The organism is Methanoregula sp. (assembly GCA_026625165.1).
In the GTDB taxonomy this organism is placed as follows: Archaea; Halobacteriota; Methanomicrobia; order Methanomicrobiales; family Methanospirillaceae; genus MVRE01.
This window is the reverse complement of record CP112999.1, coordinates 1155328-1178248: the sequence shown is the minus strand read 5'-3', so window position 1 is coordinate 1178248 and position 22921 is coordinate 1155328. Positions and strand designations below refer to the sequence as shown.

The 22921-nt window shown below is 48.6% G+C and carries 23 protein-coding genes and 1 tRNA gene; 7 read left to right on the top strand and 17 right to left on the bottom strand.

Annotated features, from left to right (window positions below):
* Positions 1-95: 95 nt before the first annotated feature.
* The 6 genes from OS112_06185 to OS112_06160 form a co-directional block, all read right to left on the bottom strand.
* Positions 96-491, bottom strand: coding sequence for a type IV pilin N-terminal domain-containing protein (locus OS112_06185; GenBank protein ID WAC04062.1), 396 nt, complete (start codon positions 489-491; stop codon positions 96-98).
* Between the two features lie 316 nt (positions 492-807).
* Positions 808-2253, bottom strand: coding sequence for a PAS domain S-box protein (locus OS112_06180; GenBank protein WAC04061.1), 1446 nt, complete (start codon positions 2251-2253; stop codon positions 808-810).
* On the bottom strand, positions 2250-3122 hold the full coding sequence (locus OS112_06175; protein WAC04060.1) for a PAS domain-containing protein: 873 nt from the start codon (positions 3120-3122) through the stop codon (positions 2250-2252). Before OS112_06175 ends, OS112_06180 begins: the two co-directional genes overlap by 4 nt.
* 151 nt (positions 3123-3273) lie before the next feature.
* Positions 3274-3870 (bottom strand): molybdenum cofactor guanylyltransferase, encoded by a 597-nt coding sequence (locus tag OS112_06170; GenBank protein ID WAC04059.1) that lies wholly within the window; start codon positions 3868-3870, stop codon positions 3274-3276.
* A 177-nt stretch (positions 3871-4047) separates the two neighbouring features.
* A complete protein-coding gene (locus tag OS112_06165; protein WAC04058.1) occupies positions 4048-4491 on the bottom strand; it encodes an MGMT family protein in 444 nt (147 codons plus the stop codon).
* The gene (locus OS112_06160) at positions 4482-6488 is read right to left on the bottom strand and encodes an ATP-dependent DNA helicase (protein WAC04057.1); all 2007 of its coding nucleotides are present in this window, start codon (positions 6486-6488) and stop codon (positions 4482-4484) included. Before OS112_06160 ends, OS112_06165 begins: the two co-directional genes overlap by 10 nt.
* Before the next feature lie 55 nt (positions 6489-6543).
* Between OS112_06160 and purB the strand changes: the two genes are divergently transcribed.
* From purB to OS112_06145, 3 genes are all read left to right on the top strand, one after another.
* Positions 6544-7881: an adenylosuccinate lyase gene (gene purB, locus OS112_06155; protein ID WAC04056.1), complete on the top strand. Its 1338-nt coding sequence runs from the start codon at positions 6544-6546 to the stop codon at positions 7879-7881.
* A gap of 154 nt (positions 7882-8035) precedes the next feature.
* Positions 8036-8503: a hypothetical protein gene (locus OS112_06150; protein WAC04055.1), complete on the top strand. Its 468-nt coding sequence runs from the start codon at positions 8036-8038 to the stop codon at positions 8501-8503.
* A 94-nt stretch (positions 8504-8597) separates the two neighbouring features.
* On the top strand, positions 8598-9803 hold the full coding sequence (locus OS112_06145; GenBank protein ID WAC04054.1) for an argininosuccinate synthase: 1206 nt from the start codon (positions 8598-8600) through the stop codon (positions 9801-9803).
* Between the two features lie 3 nt (positions 9804-9806).
* Here the strand turns inward: OS112_06145 and OS112_06140 are convergent, their stop codons facing one another.
* Entirely contained in the window at positions 9807-10211 is a 405-nt protein-coding gene (locus OS112_06140) for a pyridoxamine 5'-phosphate oxidase family protein (protein WAC04053.1), read from the bottom strand.
* 203 nt (positions 10212-10414) lie between these two features.
* Here OS112_06140 and OS112_06135 point away from each other — a divergent pair, with 203 nt between their 5' ends.
* Together OS112_06135 and OS112_06130 are read left to right on the top strand one after the other, a co-directional pair.
* A complete protein-coding gene (locus tag OS112_06135; protein ID WAC04052.1) occupies positions 10415-11914 on the top strand; it encodes a methanogenesis marker 14 protein in 1500 nt (499 codons plus the stop codon).
* Between the two features lie 14 nt (positions 11915-11928).
* Positions 11929-12177: a hypothetical protein gene (locus OS112_06130; GenBank protein WAC04051.1), complete on the top strand. Its 249-nt coding sequence runs from the start codon at positions 11929-11931 to the stop codon at positions 12175-12177.
* A 15-nt stretch (positions 12178-12192) separates the two neighbouring features.
* On the opposite strand, the gene argF is transcribed toward OS112_06130, so the two are convergent.
* The 4 genes from argF to OS112_06110 are packed head-to-tail and all read right to left on the bottom strand — an operon-like array spanning position 12193 to position 15429.
* Positions 12193-13107 carry an ornithine carbamoyltransferase gene (gene argF / locus OS112_06125; GenBank protein WAC04050.1) on the bottom strand — a complete coding sequence of 305 codons (915 nt, stop codon included), beginning with the start codon at positions 13105-13107 and terminating at the stop codon, positions 12193-12195.
* On the bottom strand, positions 13104-14396 hold the full coding sequence (gene purD / locus OS112_06120) for a phosphoribosylamine--glycine ligase (GenBank protein WAC04049.1): 1293 nt from the start codon (positions 14394-14396) through the stop codon (positions 13104-13106). Before purD ends, argF begins: the two co-directional genes overlap by 4 nt.
* 32 nt (positions 14397-14428) lie before the next feature.
* Positions 14429-14935, bottom strand: a complete 507-nt coding sequence (gene pyrE, locus OS112_06115) for an orotate phosphoribosyltransferase (protein ID WAC04048.1) — start codon at positions 14933-14935, stop codon at positions 14429-14431.
* A complete protein-coding gene (locus OS112_06110) occupies positions 14929-15429 on the bottom strand; it encodes a CDP-2,3-bis-(O-geranylgeranyl)-sn-glycerol synthase (protein ID WAC04047.1) in 501 nt (166 codons plus the stop codon). The genes pyrE and OS112_06110 overlap by 7 nt, the downstream gene beginning before the upstream one ends.
* Positions 15430-15574: 145 nt before the next feature.
* Between OS112_06110 and OS112_06105 the strand changes: the two genes are divergently transcribed.
* Complete coding sequence (locus OS112_06105) at positions 15575-17038, top strand: radical SAM protein (GenBank protein WAC04046.1); 1464 nt, start codon at positions 15575-15577, stop codon at positions 17036-17038.
* A gap of 18 nt (positions 17039-17056) precedes the next feature.
* On the opposite strand, the gene OS112_06100 is transcribed toward OS112_06105, so the two are convergent.
* The 5 genes from OS112_06100 to pyrC all read right to left on the bottom strand — a co-directional run bounded on the left by OS112_06100 (position 17057) and on the right by pyrC (position 21640).
* Entirely contained in the window at positions 17057-17992 is a 936-nt protein-coding gene (locus OS112_06100) for an ornithine cyclodeaminase family protein (protein WAC04045.1), read from the bottom strand.
* 99 nt (positions 17993-18091) lie between these two features.
* Entirely contained in the window at positions 18092-18373 is a 282-nt protein-coding gene (locus tag OS112_06095; GenBank protein WAC04044.1) for a UPF0058 family protein, read from the bottom strand.
* 62 nt (positions 18374-18435) lie between these two features.
* Positions 18436-19668 carry a DNA primase DnaG gene (gene dnaG / locus OS112_06090; protein WAC04043.1) on the bottom strand — a complete coding sequence of 411 codons (1233 nt, stop codon included), beginning with the start codon at positions 19666-19668 and terminating at the stop codon, positions 18436-18438.
* Positions 19669-19795: 127 nt separating this feature from the next.
* The gene (locus tag OS112_06085) at positions 19796-20116 is read right to left on the bottom strand and encodes a DUF167 domain-containing protein (GenBank protein WAC04042.1); all 321 of its coding nucleotides are present in this window, start codon (positions 20114-20116) and stop codon (positions 19796-19798) included.
* A gap of 255 nt (positions 20117-20371) precedes the next feature.
* Complete coding sequence (pyrC, locus tag OS112_06080; GenBank protein WAC04041.1) at positions 20372-21640, bottom strand: dihydroorotase; 1269 nt, start codon at positions 21638-21640, stop codon at positions 20372-20374.
* A 173-nt stretch (positions 21641-21813) separates the two neighbouring features.
* Between pyrC and OS112_06075 the strand changes: the two genes are divergently transcribed.
* Entirely contained in the window at positions 21814-22542 is a 729-nt protein-coding gene (locus tag OS112_06075; protein WAC04040.1) for a hypothetical protein, read from the top strand.
* An 86-nt stretch (positions 22543-22628) separates the two neighbouring features.
* Here the strand turns inward: OS112_06075 and OS112_06070 are convergent.
* Positions 22629-22713 (bottom strand) — tRNA-Leu (locus OS112_06070).
* Positions 22714-22921 lie beyond the last annotated feature (208 nt).

The following is a 22921-nucleotide window of genomic DNA, read 5'->3' as shown; positions in this document are numbered from 1 at the left end:
CTCAATACAATTGCTTCACATCAATAAATAATAAAGAAATGCGAATTGATATCGGAATCAATAAATCAAAATTGAATTTCAAAAAAAGGGAGAATTTATACGTAAGTATCAAGTACGACCTGTGAACTTCCATCTAAAAAGTCAGCCGTAACAACTACATGATCCTGACCCGAAGTCGCTCCGGAAATGGTAATAGAAGATCCAGTCGTGTTTCCAAGTGAAGCTCTATTTTTGAGTACTGTTCCGGTTGAACTTGTGACAGTCACGAAAGTCCAATTCACAACTGGACCATCCTGTCCCCCTTGGTAGGTAATAATTGCATTATTTCCTGACTGGGCTGCCGTCGCCGCAACGACCTTAGTCTTCTGGATGTTGCCGGCCATGCCGAACACGAATGCAGCGATGACTGCTGCAAGAATAACCGTAATAGCTACCATCAGGATCACACCGATAACGGGTGATACTGCATCATCATTTTTCATGAGTTTCATTTGTACACCTCAATTATTATGCCCGTAATCCGGACATTACAATGTATACCACGATATTGCGTATATGAATATATAAACATTGGGGTGATTTCAGGGATACAATAATTTAAAAAAGAATTTAAAGGGGAGGCTCTGGCTAATATATCATCTCTTACATATCCCTTTCATAACCCTATTTCAAGTTTCCTTAATAGAGAGGTGTCATCATGACCTTTGAAATGAGTGATTTATTAAGAATTAATAATAAAATTTCTTTGTTCCTAATTTAAAATTCGGGCTCTTTACATGATGCTTAAACGGGCTTCATACCGTACTTTTATTTCCCGAACCGGTACGAACCCGGGGGCACAACAATCTCAAACCGGGCACCTTTTCCGGGTTCTCCCGTCTCTTTAATGGACAGTCCGGTGATACCTAAGATCTCTAAAACAAGGAAGAGCCCGTACCCGGTGTTCCGATAAAACTCCCTCCGGAAAATTTTCTCCTTGGCATGCTCCGGGATGCCCACGCCATCGTCTTCGCATACAATGGTAATTCCTGCATCATCCTTTCGGAAATAAAACCGGATCTTTGTCAGTTTCTCACCATGACGCAGGGCGTTGTCCATGAGGTTGTAAAAGACCTTCTCCAGCAGCAGGTCAGCATAAATCTCAAGATTATTGAGGTCAGTTTCGAGTGCGACCTTGCCAAACTGCAGGTCCGTGACCGTGTTGTCTATGATGAGCTGAACCTTTTGCCAGAGTGGGGTTGTCGTACCGATATTCTGGTAATCCCGGGTGAAACGGATCTGCCTCTGGATCAGCTGGGTGATCTGTTCGATCTTGACAAGGTATTCATTAACGGCAGGATCACTTTCAATTTCCTTGGCAAGCGAGAGATACATACCCAGTGCTGTAATCTGGTTGAGGATGTCATGACGGGTGATGGACGAAAGGGTGTTTAATTTTTTGTTTGCAAGCTGGATTGCCTCTTCAAAACGTTTACGTTCGGAGATCTCTGCCCGGAGTATCTCGTTTGCCATGGTCAGTTCATTGGTCCGCTCACTCACACGGATCTCCAGTTCTTCTCGCGCTTTCTGGATGACCTTTTCTGCAAGTTTTCGTTCGGTAATATCGATCGCAGAACAGATGGCAATGAAATTGGGTACAATTGAAGCTGTTAAAAGGAGCTGGCGAACTGTGCCGTCGCGGGCGGCAAATTGTAGTTCAATTTCTCCTGTGACTGACCTCTCCCTCAAATTTAAAATGAACCTGTCCCGTTCCATGGATTCCGGTAAAATGACGGAAAGGTGGCGCCCGATAAGATCCTCGCACTCGTACCTGAGCAATCGCGCACATTTTTCGTTGACTTCCCTCATAATAAGGGTGCGGCAGTCAAATGTGAAAATGCCTGCCTGTGAGTTTTCGAAGATTCGCTGGAATTTCCGTTCTTGCGCCCTGAGCCCGATGGCAAATGATGATGTCACTACACTGATCGTGATAAAGATTACAAACCATGCAGTGGATACGGCAACAAGTTTCGGATCGGAGAACCCGTAAAAGTAGACGATGAAGATATATGTTGTGGAAAGCAGAAGTGAAAATACCACTGCCCGTTTTGGGTAAAAATAGACTACGAGAATGATGGGCATGAAATACAGGAACGGGAATACATCGAGGATTCCATGGGTGAGGGAATATATCGTTGAATAAACCGCCCCAATGACCGTCAGTCCGATGACAGAGATCCAGAATACCTGCCGGTTCAGCACCCGATCCATCATGGTTCCCGCTCCCCGCGATCGTTCTTTTGTTTCCCATTCAGAATGGTATTCTCGATACGCCGGTGTTCTTCGATCTCTGCCCTGAGCTGCTCATTGCTCTTCTCCAGGTGGGCAGTCCGCTCCCTGACTTGTTGCTCCAGTTCTTCGAAAACATGGCGGATATCTTCATTCACATTTTTCTGGATTGCCGTGTCGATCGCGGAACATATAACAACATGGTTTGTGGTAAGGATTGCGGAGATGAGATAGTGGTTGGGGGAGCCATCCTTTGATACAAGCAGGACTTCCTTTTTACACGGGCTCTGTCCAATCCTGATACAGGAAATAAAATCCGCCCGTTCCGTTTCGCTCCACCAGATCTGGGAAAGATCTTTTCCCAAAAGCTCCTCCCTTTCATATTTGAGCATTCGTGCACACCGAGAGTTAATCTCATGTAGGCGGTTGGAGCGGAGCTCAAAGCAGAAGATCCCGTCCTGTGCGGTTTCCAGGACTTTTTTGATCTTTTTTTCCTCGTCCCGCAGCCGGTTTGCATATGAAGATGCCACAACGCCAATGATAATAAAAATTGCAAACCAGGCAGCAGCAATGATTATCTGGTTTGTATAGGCTGTGGAGTAGAACCAGACCAGCACGATATAGACAAGGCCGATGCATAGCGTGAACAGCTTGCCATATGCCGGGTAGAAATAAACGACAAGAATTATTGGAAGAATATAAAGGAATGGGAACACCTCAAAGATTCCATGCGACAGGGAAAAGACCGATGAAAGGATTGCACCGATGACTGCGGCAGTTACAATAAAAAGTTCGATGAGATCGTTTGTCACATGTCTGCTGATATCCATATGGTATCCTTCGTTTGTTTTCATTTACTTACGGGATGTATCCTTTTGGATTCTTCATTACCTTGATTTTTAACACCCGCGGCTCAGAGACAATAAATCAAACAATACCTTACAAACTCAATATATATATACTTTAGAAAAACGGCCATCGGAACGATTTGGAGGTTTTGCCCCCTTATACCGTGTCTGTACTATTGAACTGATCCAGTTCCTCGAGACGGTTGATATTGGTGAATGTTGTGAGAGCGGGGTCATACCTGCGAAGCGTTTCAACTGGCACGTAGACCGTCTTTAAGTTCCTGACCATATCACGCAATGATCGCGACTCATGGCTTTTTAGATAGGTTAAAAGGGCGCTTCTCAAATAGACTGCATGCAGGGGTTCGTACATCTCCTTGTTCCAGCAGGGAATTGCTGCGTCAGAACCACCGATGAGGTCAAAAAGGCAATCAACAACGTCCGGGTTGATGCATGGCATGTCGCACGCCGCAACAAATATCAGGTCTCCTTTTGCCGCAAGCACACCGGCATGGAGCCCCCCCACAGGGCCGATCCCTTTCCGTATATCCGTGATGCAGCGGACGGCTTCGAAATGACCAAACCGGGAGCATTGTTCCGGGTCGCGGGCAACCAGCACGATCTCGTCGACCACCTGCGAGAGCGATCCGATGAGACGGGAGATGAATGTCTTTCCTTCATACATGAAAAAATACTTTTCCTGTCCGTTGACACGCCTTGCCTCTCCCCCTACCAACACGACTGCAGATCTCATGCAATATCCCCCTTTTCCGCTGGTGAAATCCCGGCTGCATCGATTTTCTGTACAAATAATTTTACAGTAAAATAAATTTCACAGTACAAGTACTTTCATTGCATCTTTTGATTGCAGTACAGGATTTGGAGGAAAACCTGTTCAATGTAACGAAGATCTCTGGTCATTTCTTCATGGCTATTTCTTCTGTAATCCTTTCTTTTCCATCGCAAGCAGTGCCTCCTTGATCTCTATATCAGGCGTAAAACCGCCCAAACCCCGCGCTCCGATGATCCGGTGGCAGGGAACAACAAGAGGAGTGGGATTTTGCATCATTGCCCGACCGATAACCCGGGGAGCGGTGCCAACTATTAACGCGATCTCGCCATATGTCGCTTGTGAACCATAAGGCACATCCTGTACTGCACGGTAAATTTTTGCATAAAGAGTGTCCCCTTTTCGGGCGATGCTTTTGAATATTGAGAGGTCGACTGGTAATCCGGCACAATACTGGAGAAATGGAGCTGGAACCGGGCCTGGGATACCGGTTTTTGAAAATCTCACCCTGTGGATCAGGTTTCCGCTCCACCAGACATGGACATACCAGAGCCCGAACCGGCATGATCCCCCGTTCACTTCCATGCAGACACAACCTGTCGGAACCGACTGATGTCGGATTCGATCATCTCATCAGATATCCAGCCGGGAAGCGCGTTTCTCACCCGGCTTTCCAAAAAACGTCGTTCAGCCAGCACCAGCACACCGCGGTCCTGCGGGGTGCGCAGCACCCTGCCCAGCGCCTGGAGGGCGCGGCTAATCGCCGGAAGCGTGTAGCAGAGGAATTCCCCTTCCGATCCGAATTTATGCCGGAAATATTCGATCACCATCCTGCGGACACGGTTAAATGGTGCAAGCGGGAGCCCGACAACCATTGCCCCGGCGAGCATCTCACCACGATAATCAAGACCCTCGCTCCACTTTCCTCCACAGACTGCAAACATCACGCCCGCCCCGCCCCGGGATGGCAATGACATGAATTCCGAAAGTGCGGACCCGGCATCGGTGGCACCCCTGGGCTCAATATATACTGTTTTTCTCCTGATTCCCGGTATACACTTTTGTGCAAATGATTCAAGGATCTGGTAACTGGGAAAATACACTGCAACATTTCCTGGTAGCGCAGAAAAAGCGATTATATACTGTTCAATTTTTTCATAATTTTTCATGTCCTGCCGCAACGAAAACGCTGTTGTAACATCACTGGCGCAACAGATTAGCCGGTTCTTTTCAGGGAACATGTTTGGCAGGATCAGGGTCTTCACATCCAGGCTGCCAAAATAATACCGTCGGTAACTTTGGACTGGGGACAGGGTTCCTGAGATCAACATACAACAGGCATGGGAGCTGCAGATCTCCTGAAGGGGTGCGGAAGGGTCAATATTTCTTACTTCCAGTGTAATCCCCTCATTATCCCTGCGGTAGATTGTGAGGTAGGCAGGATCATGCGCCGATTGCGAAAGCCGTAATAAAAATAATGTCAGCCGTTCGATAGCAGTCTCCCGGTAATCCCCGGTCTTCTGGTTCTTCTCTCGGACAGATTCGGCCAGACCCATCACTTCATCGACGATCTCCTCAAGGTCCTTATACAGCGAGCCTTTAACTACCATCCGGTCAAAAATGGCAGGGTCAAACCAGTCCTCTGCCTCGGTCGAGTTACCCAGCCCCCTTATGAAACCGGTGAGCCGGGGAAGCACATGCTGAACCGCATCGGCACCCTTGTGGCGCCTCCGCATGCCGGACAATTCGCGGGATGCCTTTTCGAGATCGTGTTCTGCCAATCCCACGCTTCCTATGGACTGGATTACATCCCCGCAGTTGTGTGCTTCATCGATCAGCAGCATCACATCCTCCGGTTCGATGTTGAGAGACAGGTAAAGCTGGTCCCGTATCGCGTTATCAAAGAGGTGATGGTAGTTCAGGATAATCACATCGGCGTTCCGCGCGGCATGCAGCATCAGTTCGTACGGGCATAGGTCACTGCAGTACTCCGCCAGTTCACTAGGGCTCACCTGCTGCCCGGCCATATGGTCCGCTTTTATGCGCAGGGAATTTGAGGGGACCATCTTCAGACCACCGGTATCAGCCTGAACGAAGGATTTACTGTGGATAAAATAGGGACAGATGAGCGGATGTTCCCTGTCCATGCGCCGGATCTGCTGGATGATGAAAGGATCTTTTGACGGTACAAGCACGCCTTTCTCCGCACGGTCGCGCATGAGGGACGATGAGAACACCTTAACACCTTCGCACCTGCGGTACACATCCCCTTCGCCACCAAGAGGGCACATGCTTGCTTTCCCAATGAGATATGCCGTCCTGAGCTGGGGTTGTTTCTTTTTAATCAGCGTAAGTTCACGGATGAATGTGCTCAGCTGGCTGATCGTGCGCACCGCGATAACCACCTTGCGCCCCTTGCTTTCGGCGAGCAGGGATGCGACAACGCTTGATTTTCCGCTGCCGGTCGGTGCGTCGACCATTGCGATACCGCCCCCGCGTGCGCATTGTGCTGCAAATTCCAGCATCTCGCGCTGGTGCGGGCGGTATTCAACGTACGGGAAGAATGCGTCGAATGCATCCATGGTATACACATTTGTCCGGACTCTTTTTATTATGGTCTAATACAGATCTGTTCACATGGCAGTCCACCCCATCGAGGAGCGTTACGGCACAGCAGAGATGCGCGCTGTCTGGAGCGAAGAGAACCGGTTTTCATGCATCGTAGCTGCCGAGGTTGCGCTCGCGCAGGCTGAAGCAGAACAGGGGATGATCCCTTCATCTGCTGCCGACGCGATCGCGCAGAATGCAGGCAGGGCATCGCTTGCACGAGCCAAAGAGATTGAATCAGATATCAGCCATGACATGATGGCAATCGTCAGGGCGATTTCTGAGGTATGCGGGGATGGCGGCGGGTGGGTGCATTACGGTGCAACTTCAAACGATATCCTTGATACGGCAACCGGTCTTCAGCTCAGGCAAACGCTCGACCTGATCGATGAAAAGCTCCGTCGGCTCCTCAAGGTCCTGCTGCGGCGTGCGGACGAGACAAAGACGCTTGTTGCTATCGGCAGGACGCACGGGCAGCATGGAGTCCCGACGACCTACGGGCTCCGGTTTGCAATCTGGGCGAGCGAAGTCGGCAGGCATATCGAAAGGCTCGACCAGATGCGCTCCCGTGTGGTTGTCGGGCAGATGACCGGTGCCGTTGGCACTCAGGCGGCACTTGGTTCACAAGGTATAGAGGTCCAGGCAACGATGATGGCAAATCTGGGGATAGGTGCGGTGGACGTCTCCAACCAGGTCATATCCCGTGACCGGTACGCGGAATATTTCATGTTCTGTGCCGGTGTGGCGACAACACTTGACAAGATCGGCATTGAACTGCGCTCTCTCCAGCGCACAGAGATCGGGGAGGTTGAGGAAGCATTTGGAGCAAAGCAGGTGGGCTCATCCACAATGCCGCACAAGCGCAACCCGATCAGGTCCGAGCAGGTCTGCGGACTGGCACGTATCATCCGGTCTGCGGTTGGACCGGCGCTTGCGAATAATACACTCTGGGACGAGCGTGACCTTACCAACTCCTCGTGCGAGCGTGTGCTCTTTCCCGAAGCCTCGATCCTCACCGATCATTGTCTCCAGCTGATGACAACTGTGCTAGAAGGGCTCTTGATCAACCGTGCTGCGATCCGCAAAAACCTCGCGCTTCTGCAGGGTATCAATATGGCAGAATCGGTCATGATCGAGCTCACCAAAAAGGGTATGAACCGGCAGGACGCCCACGAACGGGTGCGTCTTGCGAGCATGCAGGCGCTTGCCGAAAACCGGCCGCTTGCGATGGTGCTTGCGGTGGATAGCATAGTGATGCGGTACTGCTCAAAACAGGACCTCGAGCGGTTACTGTCTCCTGATACATATATCGGGACGGCTGTGGGGCAGGTCGATCGTGTTATCGGGAAGCTCAAGCATTTATATTAAAATAAATAATTAAAAATTTTTCGTTGTTTATCCTTTTTAATGTTCAATTCTGCATTTTTTAGCATCCTGAATAGGGAGTTTATGTCAGGGATTATGTTGGTTACCTGATGAGAATTGAATATGCTTATATACCGAAATAACAAAAAAGAGATGCATGAAGAAATTACTTGTTGTCCTGATGATCCTGTTTGTCGGGATTCTGCTCTGTGGATGTACTTCGCAACCTGCCACACCCCCGGCGACTGCCGCACCCACTGCTGCACCAACAGCAGTGGAAACCACTGCTGTACCAACAGCAGCAGTGACCACAGCAGCCCCCGCCCCGGTAAATACAACTGCTGCACCAACAGCAACTCCTACCCCTCAGATCGTTGTCACCATTAAATTGACCAATTATAATACTGTAGACCCTTCCGGTACGGTTGTTGTTAAGAAAGGAACTAAAGTTGAATGGGTAAATCAGATGATGGCACGGGAAAATATCATCAAAGTAGAGGGTTTGTTTACATCCCCGGCTATTTACACTGGAGGCTCGTTCAGTTACACATTTGACAAGACAGGGACCTACGACTGGATTTCAACTACCAACGGCGCGTTTAAGGGAACCATAACCGTGCAATAATTTAAAAATCAAAATTTTTATTCTGTTGTTTCCCTTTTTTTTAAAAAAAAGTGGGATTATTAACTATTAAAAATCATGTATTTTGGGTTGATCTATGTCAAAAGGGACTATTGTTCTTGCATATTCCGGCGGGCTTGATACATCTATCTGCATACCTCTGTTAAGGGAGAGATATGATTATGATCGTATCATAACTGTTGCGGTGCATGTCGGGCAACGGGATGAGGAGATCAGAATAGCAGCAGAAAAAGGAGAAAAACTTGCAGACAAACACTATACCATCGATGCACGGGAGAAGTTTGTCAAAAACCATATTTTTCCCGCTATTAAGGCAAATGGTTCTTACGAAGGCTATCCGATGGGCACATCACTTACGCGCCCGCTGATAGCAGAAGAAGTTGTGAGTATCGCGAAAAAAGAAGGAGCCGCGGCAGTTGCGCATGGGTGTACAGGAAAAGGCAATGATCAGCTTCGGTTTGATTTTATAATCCGGGGAGCCGGACTGGACGTGGTTGCACCTATACGGGAACTGAATCTGACCAGGGACTGGGAGATTGAGTATGCAAAACAACACAAGATACCAGTGCCTGTAAAAAAAGGCAAGATATGGAGTATGGATGAGAACTGCTGGAGCCGGAGCATTGAAGGTGGCAGACTGGAAGATCCGGCATACCATCCCCCTGAAGAAATCTATCTGTGGACAGTATCCCCGCAAAAAGCCCCTGATACACCGGAAACTATCAAAATTTCGTTTGAACGTGGGGTTCCTGTTGCGGTGAATGGGAAAAAGATGAAGGGATATGACCTCATTGAGCACTTAAACGCGGTTGCAGGCAAACACGGCATCGGCCGGAATGACATGATTGAGGACCGGATCCTTGGTCTTAAAGCACGGGAAAACTATGAACATCCCGCAGCAACTGTAATCCTGACAGCCCACCGGGACCTTGAAGGCCTTGTACTCAGCCGTGAGGAACTCGCGTTCAAACGCATGGTGGATGACAAGTGGTCAGAACTTGCATATATGGGACTGGTGTACGAACCTTTGTATCTTGCACTCAATTCTTTTATCGACACAACACAGGAGCGGGTAAACGGGACTGTTGATATCGGATTATTTAAGGGCAGTGTCCGCGTTCTTGGCAGGAGTTCGCCGGATGCGCTGTATTCAGATGATATGGTCTCGTTTGACAGCACCTCACTTGACCAGTGCCATGCAATCGGTGTTTCCCAGTACTATGGTATACAGGCACGTATGGTGCAGGGTATGAGAAATAAAAGAGCTAAAAATAAAAAATAAAAATCAAGCTACTTTTTTCCCAGCGGTTGGTCCGGGAGTACAATCGAATATTTCAGTAATCTTTAAGATCAGTAATCCCTTTGCAGGATAGTGAGGCCCCTTTGCTTTTATCTGCGCCTTGATTTTTTCATAATCAGGGCCACTGGTATTCACGGTGACGGTTCCCTTGATCTGGAAACAACGCTTCTTTTCAGGGTCCCATACATAGAGCGCCATATGGGGATTTTCCTTCACATTTGCAAGCGTCTTTACCATGTAGTTGTCCCCTATCCAGATCGTATCATCAGCGACAAGCTGCACCGTGCTCATCGGTGCTACATTGGGGATCCCGTTTTTAGATGCTGTGGCAATAGCATAAGGTTTATTCTTGGCAAATACTTCTTTCATTTCCGAAGTTAGTGTCACCATCGTTTTCCCTCCTTCTCGACAGGAATTGACTGCCGTTACCCTTTCATGGTGTTTTGATATGTTAATGCTTTGCGTTTGAAGGACAAGGAGGATTATAAAATGGATGAAATTTGCCCTGGCAAAGAATTTGTGCGATTTTCGACCTTTTTCATCTGTCTTATCGAATAGAAAATTATAACAAGATACAATCAAAATCGGTTACTATGTGCGCGAGTTTTTTTAGTCGCTTCATCAAACCAAAACCCCATATTGTCCAGAGCCCCCCTCCTCCCTCAATCGTCCATGGCCCAGGGATGATGTTTCCCGAATATAAAAATAAACCTTATTTTATTGTGGCATCCGTAGAAATGGGTAATACGACTACCAAATGCATCCTCACCGGTGTAAACCTCGAAACCGGGATGTCATATGTTATCAATAAACACGTGAGCATGTCACGGGATATCCGCAAGCCAAAACCCGGTGAGACAATATTTGGTGAGACGCTGGACGGAACCGAACTGACACGGGAATCTGTGACAGAACTGGTGCGGGACACCCTGCTCAAGTGCCATGAGGAAGCCCACCTTGATGTGAATACGGATCTGGATTTTGTTGTCCGCAGTACCGGTGTGGTTGCGGAAATGGAATCCCCTGATCAGGTAGGTGATTTTGTTATCGCCCTGGCAAACGGCTGCCTGATTGCAGGTGTCCCGCCCCGGAAAATGACGCCGCCGATGTCAAAAGAAAACCAGTCTGAAAAGCTACAGCCATTCAGTTTTGCAGACAAGGTGGTCTTTGTTGGCGCAGTTGCCGGAGTGATCCCTCCAGTTGGCTCGACCGGGGTTGAAATGGTTGCAAACGAGATGGAGGGGGAACTTGCGATGGCAGGGATCAAGGAAGGTGCAAAATGGACTGCCGTGGATTTCCGTAATCCCTGTGTTTCAATAGATTTTGGCACAACTCTTGACGGGAGGATTACCAGCGATATAGCTCCTGACGCACAAAACCCGTTTGCCAAGACAATTGGAAATTTCTGCGGACTCGCAGGTGCTATCCCGGATGCAATCGTGCGGGGAACTGGGCTTGTCCATCAGAGAACTGGCACCGCGCTCGATGTCTTTGGGGAGCACAGTGTATCGGGCGGACTGTTCAGAGGTGGTAACCGTAAGGTGGTGGACGAGTATGTTGAACAAAGCCATAAGTATATCGATATTCGAATTGTTCCTCCGGACCGCGACCGTTTCGGGAGGGTGCCGGTGAATGCGAAGCTCGCGCAGGAGTCCGGTATTGCGATGATCGGGTGCGATTGCGGAGTAAACAGCAGCGACCTTGATCGGCTTGTTTTGCTTGGCTCGGAAATTTATAAGAAATATAACCTCGCAACATTGAATGAGGTAGTGGACCGCGTCTGTGCAAGGATGGCACTGCGCCTCATCGATGTGGCCGTGGATCAGAATCTTGTGCCCCGTAATTCCTCCATAGGGTTCACCGGGAGGGCAGCGATATCCGGTAGAAAACCGGATTATATTCTTGAGGGAATTATTGAACGCGACCTCTTTGACGACCCAATCGACCATCTGGTCTTTGTCGATGACGGACTTGCCCGTGGCGCCGCGCTCATGGGCAGGTGCATGAACTCGCTGGGAAAACCAAAAAATCCTGTCGGGGGTGTGCGGGGTGGCCCCTGCATTATGAACCGAAGGATAAAAATTGGAAAATAAGGCTGGTAAGAAATATGGCAGACGACCTTAAATCAGAACCTCTGTTTGATGTGCTCATCCCGCCAGGGGTGCCGCGTTCAATCATCGTTGAAGTGATGAAAAAATTTGATGTCCAGATAGTGGAACGAAAGGAACGGATGCGGTTTGCAAATATGGAAGGGGATGAACGCGAGCTCCTTGCATTTCGTGGCAAACGTGAAGTTATGGAGCAGGTTGAAAAATTTCTGCTCCAACGGCTGGATGATTTTATCAGACCAGCCTGATCAATTGTAAATCCCCTAACTTTTTTTGAGGAGCGATAATAACAGGGCTTTTTGTGCGTGCAGCCGGTTTTCCGCTTCATCCCAGACAAGGCTCTGGTTCCCATCAATGACCCCGTCGCTGATCTCCTCTCCACGATGGGCGGGGAGGCAATGGAGCACCCGGACATCAGAAGATGCGAGCCGTATCAGGTGTTCATCTACAGTATATCCGGAAAATGCCTTGATCCGTTCATCGTGTTTATCCTCATCACCCATTGATACCCACGTATCGGTTACGATAATATCTGCATCCCTGACAGCATCTTGAGGTGACCGTGATACATGTATCTTGCCTCCGATCTCTCTAGCATGATCGAGGACATCTTTTTTCGGGGTGTATCCATTTGGACTTGCCACGTACACATCCATACCGGTCAGGGCTGATGAGAGGATGAAGGAGTTGCAGACATTGTTACCGTCACCTACCCACGCGACCCGCAATCCTTTCATTTCTTTAAAGTGCTCGTTTATGGTCATGATGTCTGCAAGGAGCTGGCAGGGGTGTTCCCGGTCTGAAAGACCATTGATGACCGGTATGGTCGCATACCGTGCGAACTCCTCGATAGTGCTCTGCTTGTATGCGCGGATCATCACTGCTGATACATAGCGAGAGGCAACACGTGCGGTGTCCCGGATCTCTTCGCCCCTCCCGATCTGCAGGTCCCGAGTCGAGAGAAAAAGGGCATGTCCTCCCAGTTCATTCATTCCGACTTCAAAGGAGATATGGGTCCTTGTCGAAGATTTTTCAAAGATCATGGCAAGGCTTTTTCCTTTCAGGAATTCATGGGGGGTCCCGGCCTTTCTGAGCTTTTTTAAATGCATTGCATCAGAAAGGATACTTTTTAGTTCATCCTCCGAAATGTCAAGAATCGAGATAAAATCCTTCTTCATCGCAGCTCCTCCATATGGGTACATCGCTTTTTGAGGAGATCGGTTGTTCCTATATCTTTGCGGTACCGGATGCGTCCGGTCACAGATGATGCCGCACGTTCAGCTTTCTCCTCTGCCTCAATAAGAGTTGAACCCACACCAACGAAAGCGAGTGTCCTTGAGGTCTGGGTAAACAGTTGTCCGTTTTTTTCATCAACATTGGCATAATAAAGCAGGGCTGAACCTGTCGTGCCAAGGGTAAGCCTGTCACCTGCATGAGGAGCATCGGGATAGCCTTCCGGGACTATATACTTGCAGACGGTAGCTGCATGGGCAAACGTCACCTTTGCCGATGAGAGCGTCTCCCCGGCGATATCCGTGACGATATCCACAAGGTCCGATGTCAAGAGCGAGAGTACGTTCATTGCTTCGGGATCTCCAAACCGTGCATTGAACTCTATGACTTTGGGGCCTTCTGTGGTGTTCATGAATTGCCCATATAGTATTCCTTTGTAGGGTTGTCCAATCTTTTTCATCATTGTAACCACAGATTTCATAATACTGAGGGAAGTGATATAGTCAGATTTGTTCACAAAAGGCAGCATGTGGTCCGGCATGGAATACGACCCCATGCCCCCGGTGTTTGGTCCCATATCGCCTTCAAATGCACGTTTATGGTCTTGGACAAGAGGCATAGGGACAAGGTGCGTTCCGTCAACAAATGCCTGCAGGGTAAATTCCTCACCAATCAACCGCTCCTCGAGGATAACGTTTCCGCCCAGTTGCTGAATATAAGTAATTGCACCAGCCATGTCGACCTGTTCGCCCATAATCCGCACTCCTTTACCGCCAGTGAGCCCGATCGGTTTTATCGCAAGGTCACCTCCAAAATTTTTGACAAACGAGACAGCATCATCAACGCTATGGCATATGCGGTATTTGGGACAACCGGCAACCTTGTGCCGCTCCATCATTTCACGGCAGAACCCTTTATCAGTCTCAAGTCTCGCTGCTGCACGACTTGGGCCGATACATGCCACGCCCTCATGTTCAAGTGCATCAACCAGACCTGCCTCAAGCGGGGCTTCTGGTCCGATAAATGCATAATCAGCGCGGATGTCCCTGGCAAACCGGATCACTGCAGGAACATCGGTCTCTTTGTGAAGGAGAGTTTTTTTTGCCAACCCTAAGATGCCCGGGTTTTTTTTTGTCATGACCGAAAACAGATTGACCCCGCTGGTACGGGAAAGTGAGGATGCGATGGCATGCTCGCGCCCACCTCCGCCGACCACGAGGATTTTCATGTCCATATCTACGATCCCTTTCTAAAAATTTCTTATGCTTAAAGCAGTTCCACAATCCTCACAAGAGGTACAAGCTGGATGCCGTGCAACGAGAGCATTTCTTCTGCCCCCTGGCCACGGTCAACCACGGTGACAACCCTTTCGCACCGGGCTCCGGCGCCCCTCAATACCTCAACTCCATAAAGCGCGGAGCTCCCGGATGTTGTGACATCTTCGACAAGAAGGATTGTCTTTTTCTTTACGTCTCCGATGATAGTATTCTTTTTACCGTGGCCTTTTTCCGAAGCGCGAATGATTGCATACGGTTTTTTGGTGAAGATTCCTGTTGCCACAGCAAGGGGGATACCCCCGATTGCCACGCCAGCCACCATCTCAAACTCAGATGACTCTGCAATTGCCGCTGCGATAGAAACAAGAAGTTCCGGGTTTGTTGCCGCTGATTTAACATCGATATAATACGGGCTTTTTGCACCTGAGGCAAGCGTGAAGTCGCCGAACTCAACTGCCTTGAATTGTATGAGCATGTCTGCAATCCGGTTCACCATGGTACCTCTTTAACTCCGATAAAATAACCGACCATATTGACAACCCTGTGAAGGATTGGGGTGAGAATCAGGATAATGATGAAGGTAAGAAGCGTCACATTTGTAAAAAGCCACGAAGGATCAAATACAAGCATAAGGATGAAGGCGCCAATGACGAGGTCATACTGGTCGGCAATCGGCCATTTCTCGCCCCGCTCCTTACCGAGTCTTCGTTTAAAATAACTCTTGCACATATCTCCGATTAGTGCACCGGATGCAAGAAGCGTAATTGAGAGAGGGGTGTGTCGGGGGAGTTCGGGTAAACCGAAAGTGTTCGAGAGCCAGATCTGCAGAAGGCCGATCCCGATACCTGCAAGAATTCCAAAAAAGAGGCCACGGTATGTTTTGCCATTGCCGAGGATACGGCGGTTGTCAGAAGAGGTCTTTCCAAAGTCCACAGGAGTCCCTCCTCCACACAATGCAGCAACCGGGTTGGGGACGTACGCGGGCAGCATAATCCAAATCGCCGAGAACAATGGTAATATGAAGAACTCAATACTAATAATGTAGCACTCCAATACCTGTAATAAACAGCAGATACCAACATTAAAGTTACTCCATCTGGTTTCCTGACAAAATACAGATGACAGGGGGACATGGATGTTCATCAAACGTACAAAAAGTCTCTGCCCCGTATGCAACTCCGTAATTTCGGCGGATATCGTTGAGGAAGAGGGGAAGATCTGGCTGAAGCGTACATGCAAAGAGCACGGGGCATTCCGGAACATTTACTGGTCTGATCCTGTCATGTATCACCGGTTCGAACGATACGATGCAGTAGGAACCGGGGTATCAAACCCCCAGAACATTGTCCCCGATGACCTTTGTCCTTCATCTTGCGGATTATGCAATCACCACCATTCGCAGACCCTTCTTGCAAATATAGACCTGACGAACCGTTGCAACCTCGACTGCGATTTCTGCTTTGCGAATGCCCGGGCATGCGGCTTTGAATATGAGCCCTCCTTTGATGATGTAGTCAGGATGATGAGTCTGCTACGCTCTGAAAAACCGGTACCTGCTCCCGCAGTCCAGTTTTCCGGAGGAGAGCCCACAATGCGTGGAGATCTCGTTGAGATCATCAAAAAGGCAAAAGAGATGGGGTTTCCACAGGTACAAATAGCCACAAATGGTGTCAGGATAGCAGAAGAACCTGAATATGTCCGCGAACTTAAAGAGGCAGGGCTGAACACATTATACCTCCACTTTGATGGAATTTCCCAAAAGACCAACCCCCTCTTAAAAATGCATAAAAAGGCGATTGAGAATCTTCAGAACGTCGGTCTCGGGTGCGTTCTCGTGCCCACCGTTATACGTGGAAAAAATGACGGGGAGCTTGGAGCAATAATCCGGTTTGCTGCCGATCATATCTCTGTTGTGCGCGGCGTCAATTTCCAGCCAGTCGCGTTTACGGGTGCAGCAAGTGACGATGACATTAAAAAATCTCGAATTACCATTCCTGAAGTATTAAGCGGAATCGAGGCACAGACGCATGGCATTATTAAAAAGGATGATTTTTATCCGGTCCCCTGCGTCCTGCCGTTCTCTGACCTTGCTGAGTCATACACCGGGAAGCCTCAGGTCAGGTTTACTGCTCACCAGCACTGTGGGGCGGCCACGTATGTCTTTATTACCAAGGATGGAATGGTTACCGTAAACCGAATGGTTGATGTCGAGAGCCTTTTTGAATCGATTGAAAAAATGGCAGATACCCTGAAAAAAGGCGGGACCATCAACAAATACAAGGCATTGATCGAGGGCGTTAAAAACCTTCATGACTCTGTGAAGAAAGGTGATCAGAGCAATACTGCTGAGTTCTGGAAGTTGATTGGAAAGACACTGATCGGGCAGAACTTTGATGCTCTCAGGGAATTTCACTGGAATGCGCTCTTTATCGGTACCATGCACTTCATGGACCGGTACAACTACGACCTCGAACGTGTTCAGCGGTGCTGCATCCATTATGCAACACCGGATGGCAGGCTCATTCCCTTCTGCACATACAACAGCGGTCCAGTGTACCGGGAACAGGTCTGGAAAAAATTTGCTAAAAAAACAAAATAATTTTTCCTTTTTGTTTATTCAGGGAAATGGCAGCACGATAGCTGTCCCATGCATCATCGCGATCTTTGCTATCGCAAGGTCCTGGATTGCAAGCCCAGTTGAATCAAAGATTGTTATCTCTTCAGGCCGCCTCCGCTTTTTTCTCCCAATCACTACTTCTCCAAGGGTACCGGAAATATTCTCTTCTGTAAACAGCCCTTTTTTAATGGGAACGTTGATCTCTCCTGAATGGACAGCCTGCGCGATATCATCAACAAAGACGGAAGCACGCGAAAGCAGCGCCGGGTCCAGCTCTTCCTTCCCCGGGGCATCTGCTCCGATGGCATTGATATGCGTCCCTTCGTGAACAAGATCGCTCATTACCACCGGTTCCTTTGAGGGGGTCGTCGTTACCAGAACATCGCAATCACAAGTACGTTCGATGGATGCACTATGGCAATCGATCCCTTTTATACTGGTTGAGAACCGCTCGGCATGCAAAGGATTCCTGCTCCATACTAGTATCTCGCTGATTGCAATCTCCTGCTCAATGGCAGCTACCTGCGCCTGAGCCTGTCTGCCGGTTCCGATAAGCCCCATAACAACTTCTTTTTTTGGAGAAAGATACTTACACGCGATTGCACCTGCAGCTCCTGTCCTCATATCGGTGAGCTGGGTTGCGTTGATGATTGCCTCCGGTTTTCCCGTCGGAATATCAAGGATGATTGTGAGCGCCATAACTGTGGGTAATCCCCTTTCAGGATTATGGGGATGGACGTTAACAACCTTAACACCGGCAACGCCCAGAGAGGGAAGGTAAGCGGGCATCGTCCGGAAATCCCCCTGTGGGAGCATTACATACATCTTGGGGGGCATACGGACAAGGCCGTTCCCGTGATCGGCAAATGCATGCTCAACAGCGGAATTAACCTGTTTGAGATCGAGTCCTTTATCGGTGCCCGTAAAATATTTCATATCCGTTAATCGAATTTTCAAAAATTTTAAGATATGCCCTAAAAAAAATTGTAGAAAAATTTTTAAAAATGGTATCAGGCAAAAAAGGGAGATAATGGATTATGAATATTCCATCTCTTTTAATGCCTTATCGGCAAGCTCCTTCATCCGTGCAGATATACGGCTTGATGAAGTGTAATCCACATCCTTCATGGCATTGGCAATTTCAGTTCCGAGCACAAAAATGGCGTATTTGTGCTCCATCTTGCTCTTGTGCTGCTGGGAGGGTGTGATCTTCAGTGACAGATATTGGGTGAATTTCAGATTCGGATTTAATGTTTCTAGATAGGTTTTGACGTCGTAGAGCATCTGATGAAGCTGGATTAGTTCTTCTTTGTGCATCGTACCACATCCGGAGATCAGCGTAGTGTACCTGATGTTAAATAATTTGTCTGGGTAAAAGACTATGAACCTATTTTCATAAGCCTGATATTCAACGGGCGTTTAATGATTCCTTTGAAATCCCGGGCAGCGACATATTCCACCCCCTTCACCACCAAACGGTCAAGCAGTCTCTGGTCAACTGAGCGGTCGACCACGAGCCCGGTTACCGTGTCATCAATAGTCTCTACCGCTTTCTCAATCTCATCAGAATTGATCTCCCGCATGATGATAAGGTCTGAAGAAAGGAACCGTGCGAGGTGCTGACCCCTCACATCATCCATATGGTCCCGCAGAGTCTGGGGTATCCGGTGTGCAGATTCCCGTGCCCGTTTTCCGGTGGAGAAGATTTTTGCACTTTTTTCAGGTGATGCCAAATCTTCTCCCCCACGCCCCAGTTTGAGATCCGGGGGAAGTTCGGCGCTGTCTTCGAAATAATGTTCGCGGATGTATTCGACAGGCACCTTATTACGGAGGGTCTTGATCACCTCTTTGCGGGTCATGTCCTCCACGCTTTTTGCGCGCGGGGAGAAAGCAACAAAATCAATATCTGCCACCTGCAACAGTTCGCGGAGAATAAGTTCACCACCGCGGTCCCCGTCAAAAAATGCAGTTGCAGTCTTCTTCTCGCACAGGTCAATGACGGTTTTTGGGATATTGGTCCCTTCAACCGCTACGGCATTCTTGATCCCAAAACGGAGCAGATTTAAAACATCCGCCCTTCCCTCAACAATGATGATTGCGTCCGAGTCCAGCACGTTTGGTCCTGATGGCATCTTCTCTTCGCCAATCGAGCCGATCTTTTCAATACGAAGGCTCTGCCGCACATCGTCGAGAAGTTCATTACTGTCAATAGTACCGTCATCAAACCGTTCAATCAGGATCTCTTTTGCCCGGTTCACAATCTTTTTACGCTTGCTGACACGTATGTCCTCGATTGAACCAACGGTTACGCGAGCAACGCAGGGTCCGACCCGGTCAATGGTCTCAAGCGAAGCGGCAAGGATTGCAGTCTCTGCCCGGTCAAGGGATGTGGAGATCATGATCTCTCCCTTTGTCTCGCCTTTCTTGCTTGTTATCTGGACGTCAATTCTTCCGACACGTCCGGTCCTTTGGAGATCACGCAGGTCAAGGTCTTCGCCGAGTAACCCTTCAGTCTGGCCGAATATGGCACCAACTACATCGGGTTTCTCGACCACCCCCTCAGCGGTGAGGTTGATATGAATAAGGTACTTGGTAGTATCCGGTGAATACAAGTAAACGCACCCCCATGGATCATGCGATGAATGAAATGCCTGATCATAGGTATAAAAAATATATTTTGTGTAAAATTACTTAAAGGATATCCATAAACTAACAAGTTTTATAATTGAATTGAAGGGTTCAGGAGTCAAGCAGGGACTCGAGCCATAAAACAATATGAGGCTTACTCATCCCTTCAATGAGAATTTTCTTAACCGGTGAAGTGGCGCCAGATTGTATATGGACTGTGCTTTCGGGAATCTCCAGCATTTTTGCAATCACAGCAATAACTGCCCGGTTTGCTCTTCCCTCCAGTGCGGGAGCAGTCACCCGGCACCCGATAGCTTTTCTCCATCTGTTAAATCCGGCTGGAAAAGTATTGGACCTACTTCCTGCTGTAACTTCAATTGTGATGATAATACCGTTCTTTGTATTGGATATCGCGTCAGCACATGATGGCATCACGGGTCACCTTTATAAGAAAGAGAATGTTGCCCGGCATTAACACACGTGGATCACCTGTGGCATGCTGCCGTTCATCACCTATGAATTAACCCTCTGCCGGGCAGTGCCTGTCGCGCAACCGGGTTGTCCCATGGATCACATCCAGGCATCCGCCAATCGATCACCCGGGGACCTATGGAAGCGCTTATCTCGGCACCATCTCACCTGTGCGCCTCCAATATTTATGTTTTTGGGGTGGTATCTTCCAGGGAGTTATTGTCCTGTATAACGATAACCGGCTCCCGGGAACCATGCGGGTGAACCTTCCAGAAATTCCCTCTTGTGATAAACCGGTTCTCCTCCCATGATAACCGTATCTGGGAATACGGCCATTTGATCTTCATAGGGGGTCCATCCGCATTTGCTGTGAAGGGTATCTATGGTAATCCGTACCGGTGATTTGGGAAATAAGGCATAATCCGCGCGATTGCCAATGGAAAATCCCGCCTTAGGAATACCGAGAAGATTTGCGGGGGTAAACGATGTTTTCTTGGCCAGCGATAGAACTGATATTTTCCGTTCAATAACCTTTGCAACAAGGAGGGGCATCATGGTTTCAACTCCTGGGATGCCCGCAGGTGCGTCAGGAAATGCCGTATGTTTTTCATCTGCCGTATGGGGAGCATGGTCGGAAGCGATCACATCGATGCGTTCCCATCTTTTCCATAAATCTCTCCTCTGGTTTTCAGTGCGCAAAGGGGGGTTTACCTTGCCAAATGCACTTGAGGGATCAAAGGAGTCCTGTGATAGAAAGAGGTGGTGTGGTGTCACTTCCACTGAACCTGATGCGGCTTCAATTGAAGCGGACGATGAAAGATGGCAGAAATGCACCCTGCACCTGGATCTGTTGCATTGATTCACGGTTCTGACCGCCTCGGTCTCTCCATCAGATGAGCGGGCCCGGTCATGAGATCGAAGGTCCTGATCCGGTACGGGAGAGATCATTTCGGCATGAATGGTTGCAAGTGCCCCCAGCGACGAGATCCTTTCAAATACCTGTATAAGTGTTTCTTTTCCAATCGCCTCTCCATAACTTGATGGAGCAAAAAAGATCTCCCCGAACGCGAGCGCTCCTGCCTGCCACATCATTTCAAGAGAGGTTTTGGCATTTACCCCGCTGTTAATTCCAAAATGGCAGAGAGAATGTTCCTTTGCATCTTGGACCCGGTCCTGTAGTGCCATGGGGGAGGTAACCGGTGGGACGGTATTTGGTTGATCAACAACAACCGTCACACCTCCCGCAAGGGCACTCTGGCTGCCGGTCTGCCAGTCCTCTTTTGCAGACTGCTTGCCCCCGCGCATATGGACATGCATGTCGATTGCACCCGGGAGTGCCAGAAGACCTGTGCAATCAATAATTCGATCGCACGATTGCGCCGAACCGATATGGGTGACGTATCCCCCGCCAGAGGAAATGTCTGCGACCCTTCCATCCGGCAATGTGACATTAGAGAGGACGAGTGTAGTCCGACCTGTCATCATAACATGATTTCACGCCGCAGGATAAAGGTATAGTGCCTTAAACATCCGATAATCTGCTTGTTCATCTTTATCGATAAAAGTGTGAATTGTCGATTTCCGACAGGTTTTCATTAATGGAAAGATGAATACCTGTGTATAATGCAGGACCATTTTGTTCTAAAAAAGGGGAGAGTATGGATAAGATCATCAAAATCGCAGCTTCCATCTTTATTGTGATTATTGTCATCTTTGCCGGAACCACACTCTACGGTTCCTACGTGGAAAAGGAGTACCGGAGGACGCTTGTCAGCACGTACTCGTACACTCTGACAATCTCAACGAGCGGGGAGTTGCGGAACGTCACGTTCTTTATCCCGGTGCCGGCAAACCCGAATGGTAATTCACCGTTTGTCGAGCAGTTCAGCATCGGGAACTTTACAGGGATTCCTGTGGGGTGGGATACCACGCTTCTTGGATCCAGCAAGGCGACCATGTTAAAGATCCAGGCACCGGTCATTTTAGGGGGCGGCGGGGCGGGATTCAGCGTACATGCCTCTTCCGATGCACGAGCCAGCAAGGTCATTGATACGAAATCTCCACAGGATAGTGATATCGTGCTCCGGCCGGTACAGGAATCAAAAGAGGTCAGCTGCCCTGAATTCAAAAACTCAGGGTTCGGTGGGATCTGTCACCAGTACCAAAGCGCGGTTTACGCGGATTACGAGTCCTCCCAAATCGTGAAGGTAGAGATCAGCTCTACGGTCACCGGGAAGAACGAGTGGAAGATTTTCGAACCTGCGTACAACCGGTACACAAACTCGATCTCCGCCATGATATCTGGAGAGAACCACGGCTGGGTCATTGCAAAGGGCGAGCTGCAATCCGGCATTGGATCGTATGATGTTCCGGCAATTTCCCAATAACTTTTTTAAATTATTTGAAAGATCCAGAAAATTAAAAAAGACAGCGTAATGAATGGTCTATAAAGTGAAAATTTAATAAGAAACGATGCGAGGGAAGGGATTTGAACCCTCGAACGCCTGCGCGACAAGGCCCTCAACCTTGCGCCTTTGACCTGGCTTGGCAACCCTCGCTTTTATGCCATAACAAAGAGGCTGTCTATGTTAAAGAAATTTATGTAACGTCCGCTCTTTAAAAATCAAATACGGACGCTGTATGGCTAACATTCCAAAAAAGGATTTTATCTTTATTCAGTGTGAATAAAAATACCTAAACCCTCGAAACCATTATCGGAATGCTGCTCAACCAGCATAGATGTATATTTATATACGCCATGCCCAG

Bases quoted from the DNA above. Each gene is read 5' to 3' on its own strand.
- pyrC (WAC04041.1), bottom strand. From the start codon at position 21,640: ATGATGACAGGTCGGACTACACTCGTCCTCTCTAATGTCACATTGCCG.
- OS112_06185 (WAC04062.1), bottom strand. From the start codon at position 491: ATGAAACTCATGAAAAATGATGATGCAGTATCACCCGTTATCGGTGTG.
- OS112_06110 (WAC04047.1), bottom strand. From the start codon at position 15,429: ATGCTGCCCGCGTACGTCCCCAACCCGGTTGCTGCATTGTGTGGAGGA.
- OS112_06100 (WAC04045.1), bottom strand. From the start codon at position 17,992: ATGAAATATTTTACGGGCACCGATAAAGGACTCGATCTCAAACAGGTT.
- pyrE (WAC04048.1), bottom strand. From the start codon at position 14,935: ATGGTGAACCGGATTGCAGACATGCTCATACAATTCAAGGCAGTTGAG.
- purB (WAC04056.1), top strand. From the start codon at position 6,544: ATGGCAGTCCACCCCATCGAGGAGCGTTACGGCACAGCAGAGATGCGC.
- OS112_06135 (WAC04052.1), top strand. From the start codon at position 10,415: ATGTGCGCGAGTTTTTTTAGTCGCTTCATCAAACCAAAACCCCATATT.
- OS112_06130 (WAC04051.1), top strand. From the start codon at position 11,929: ATGGCAGACGACCTTAAATCAGAACCTCTGTTTGATGTGCTCATCCCG.
- OS112_06085 (WAC04042.1), bottom strand. From the start codon at position 20,116: ATGCCATCATGTGCTGACGCGATATCCAATACAAAGAACGGTATTATC.
- purD (WAC04049.1), bottom strand. From the start codon at position 14,396: ATGGACATGAAAATCCTCGTGGTCGGCGGAGGTGGGCGCGAGCATGCC.
- argF (WAC04050.1), bottom strand. From the start codon at position 13,107: ATGAAGAAGGATTTTATCTCGATTCTTGACATTTCGGAGGATGAACTA.
- OS112_06165 (WAC04058.1), bottom strand. From the start codon at position 4,491: ATGGAAGTGAACGGGGGATCATGCCGGTTCGGGCTCTGGTATGTCCAT.
- OS112_06150 (WAC04055.1), top strand. From the start codon at position 8,036: ATGAAGAAATTACTTGTTGTCCTGATGATCCTGTTTGTCGGGATTCTG.
- OS112_06075 (WAC04040.1), top strand. From the start codon at position 21,814: ATGGATAAGATCATCAAAATCGCAGCTTCCATCTTTATTGTGATTATT.
- OS112_06170 (WAC04059.1), bottom strand. From the start codon at position 3,870: ATGAGATCTGCAGTCGTGTTGGTAGGGGGAGAGGCAAGGCGTGTCAAC.
- OS112_06175 (WAC04060.1), bottom strand. From the start codon at position 3,122: ATGAAAACAAACGAAGGATACCATATGGATATCAGCAGACATGTGACA.
- OS112_06145 (WAC04054.1), top strand. From the start codon at position 8,598: ATGTCAAAAGGGACTATTGTTCTTGCATATTCCGGCGGGCTTGATACA.
- OS112_06160 (WAC04057.1), bottom strand. From the start codon at position 6,488: ATGGATGCATTCGACGCATTCTTCCCGTACGTTGAATACCGCCCGCAC.
- OS112_06180 (WAC04061.1), bottom strand. From the start codon at position 2,253: ATGATGGATCGGGTGCTGAACCGGCAGGTATTCTGGATCTCTGTCATC.
- OS112_06105 (WAC04046.1), top strand. From the start codon at position 15,575: ATGTTCATCAAACGTACAAAAAGTCTCTGCCCCGTATGCAACTCCGTA.
- OS112_06095 (WAC04044.1), bottom strand. From the start codon at position 18,373: ATGCACAAAGAAGAACTAATCCAGCTTCATCAGATGCTCTACGACGTC.
- OS112_06140 (WAC04053.1), bottom strand. From the start codon at position 10,211: ATGGTGACACTAACTTCGGAAATGAAAGAAGTATTTGCCAAGAATAAA.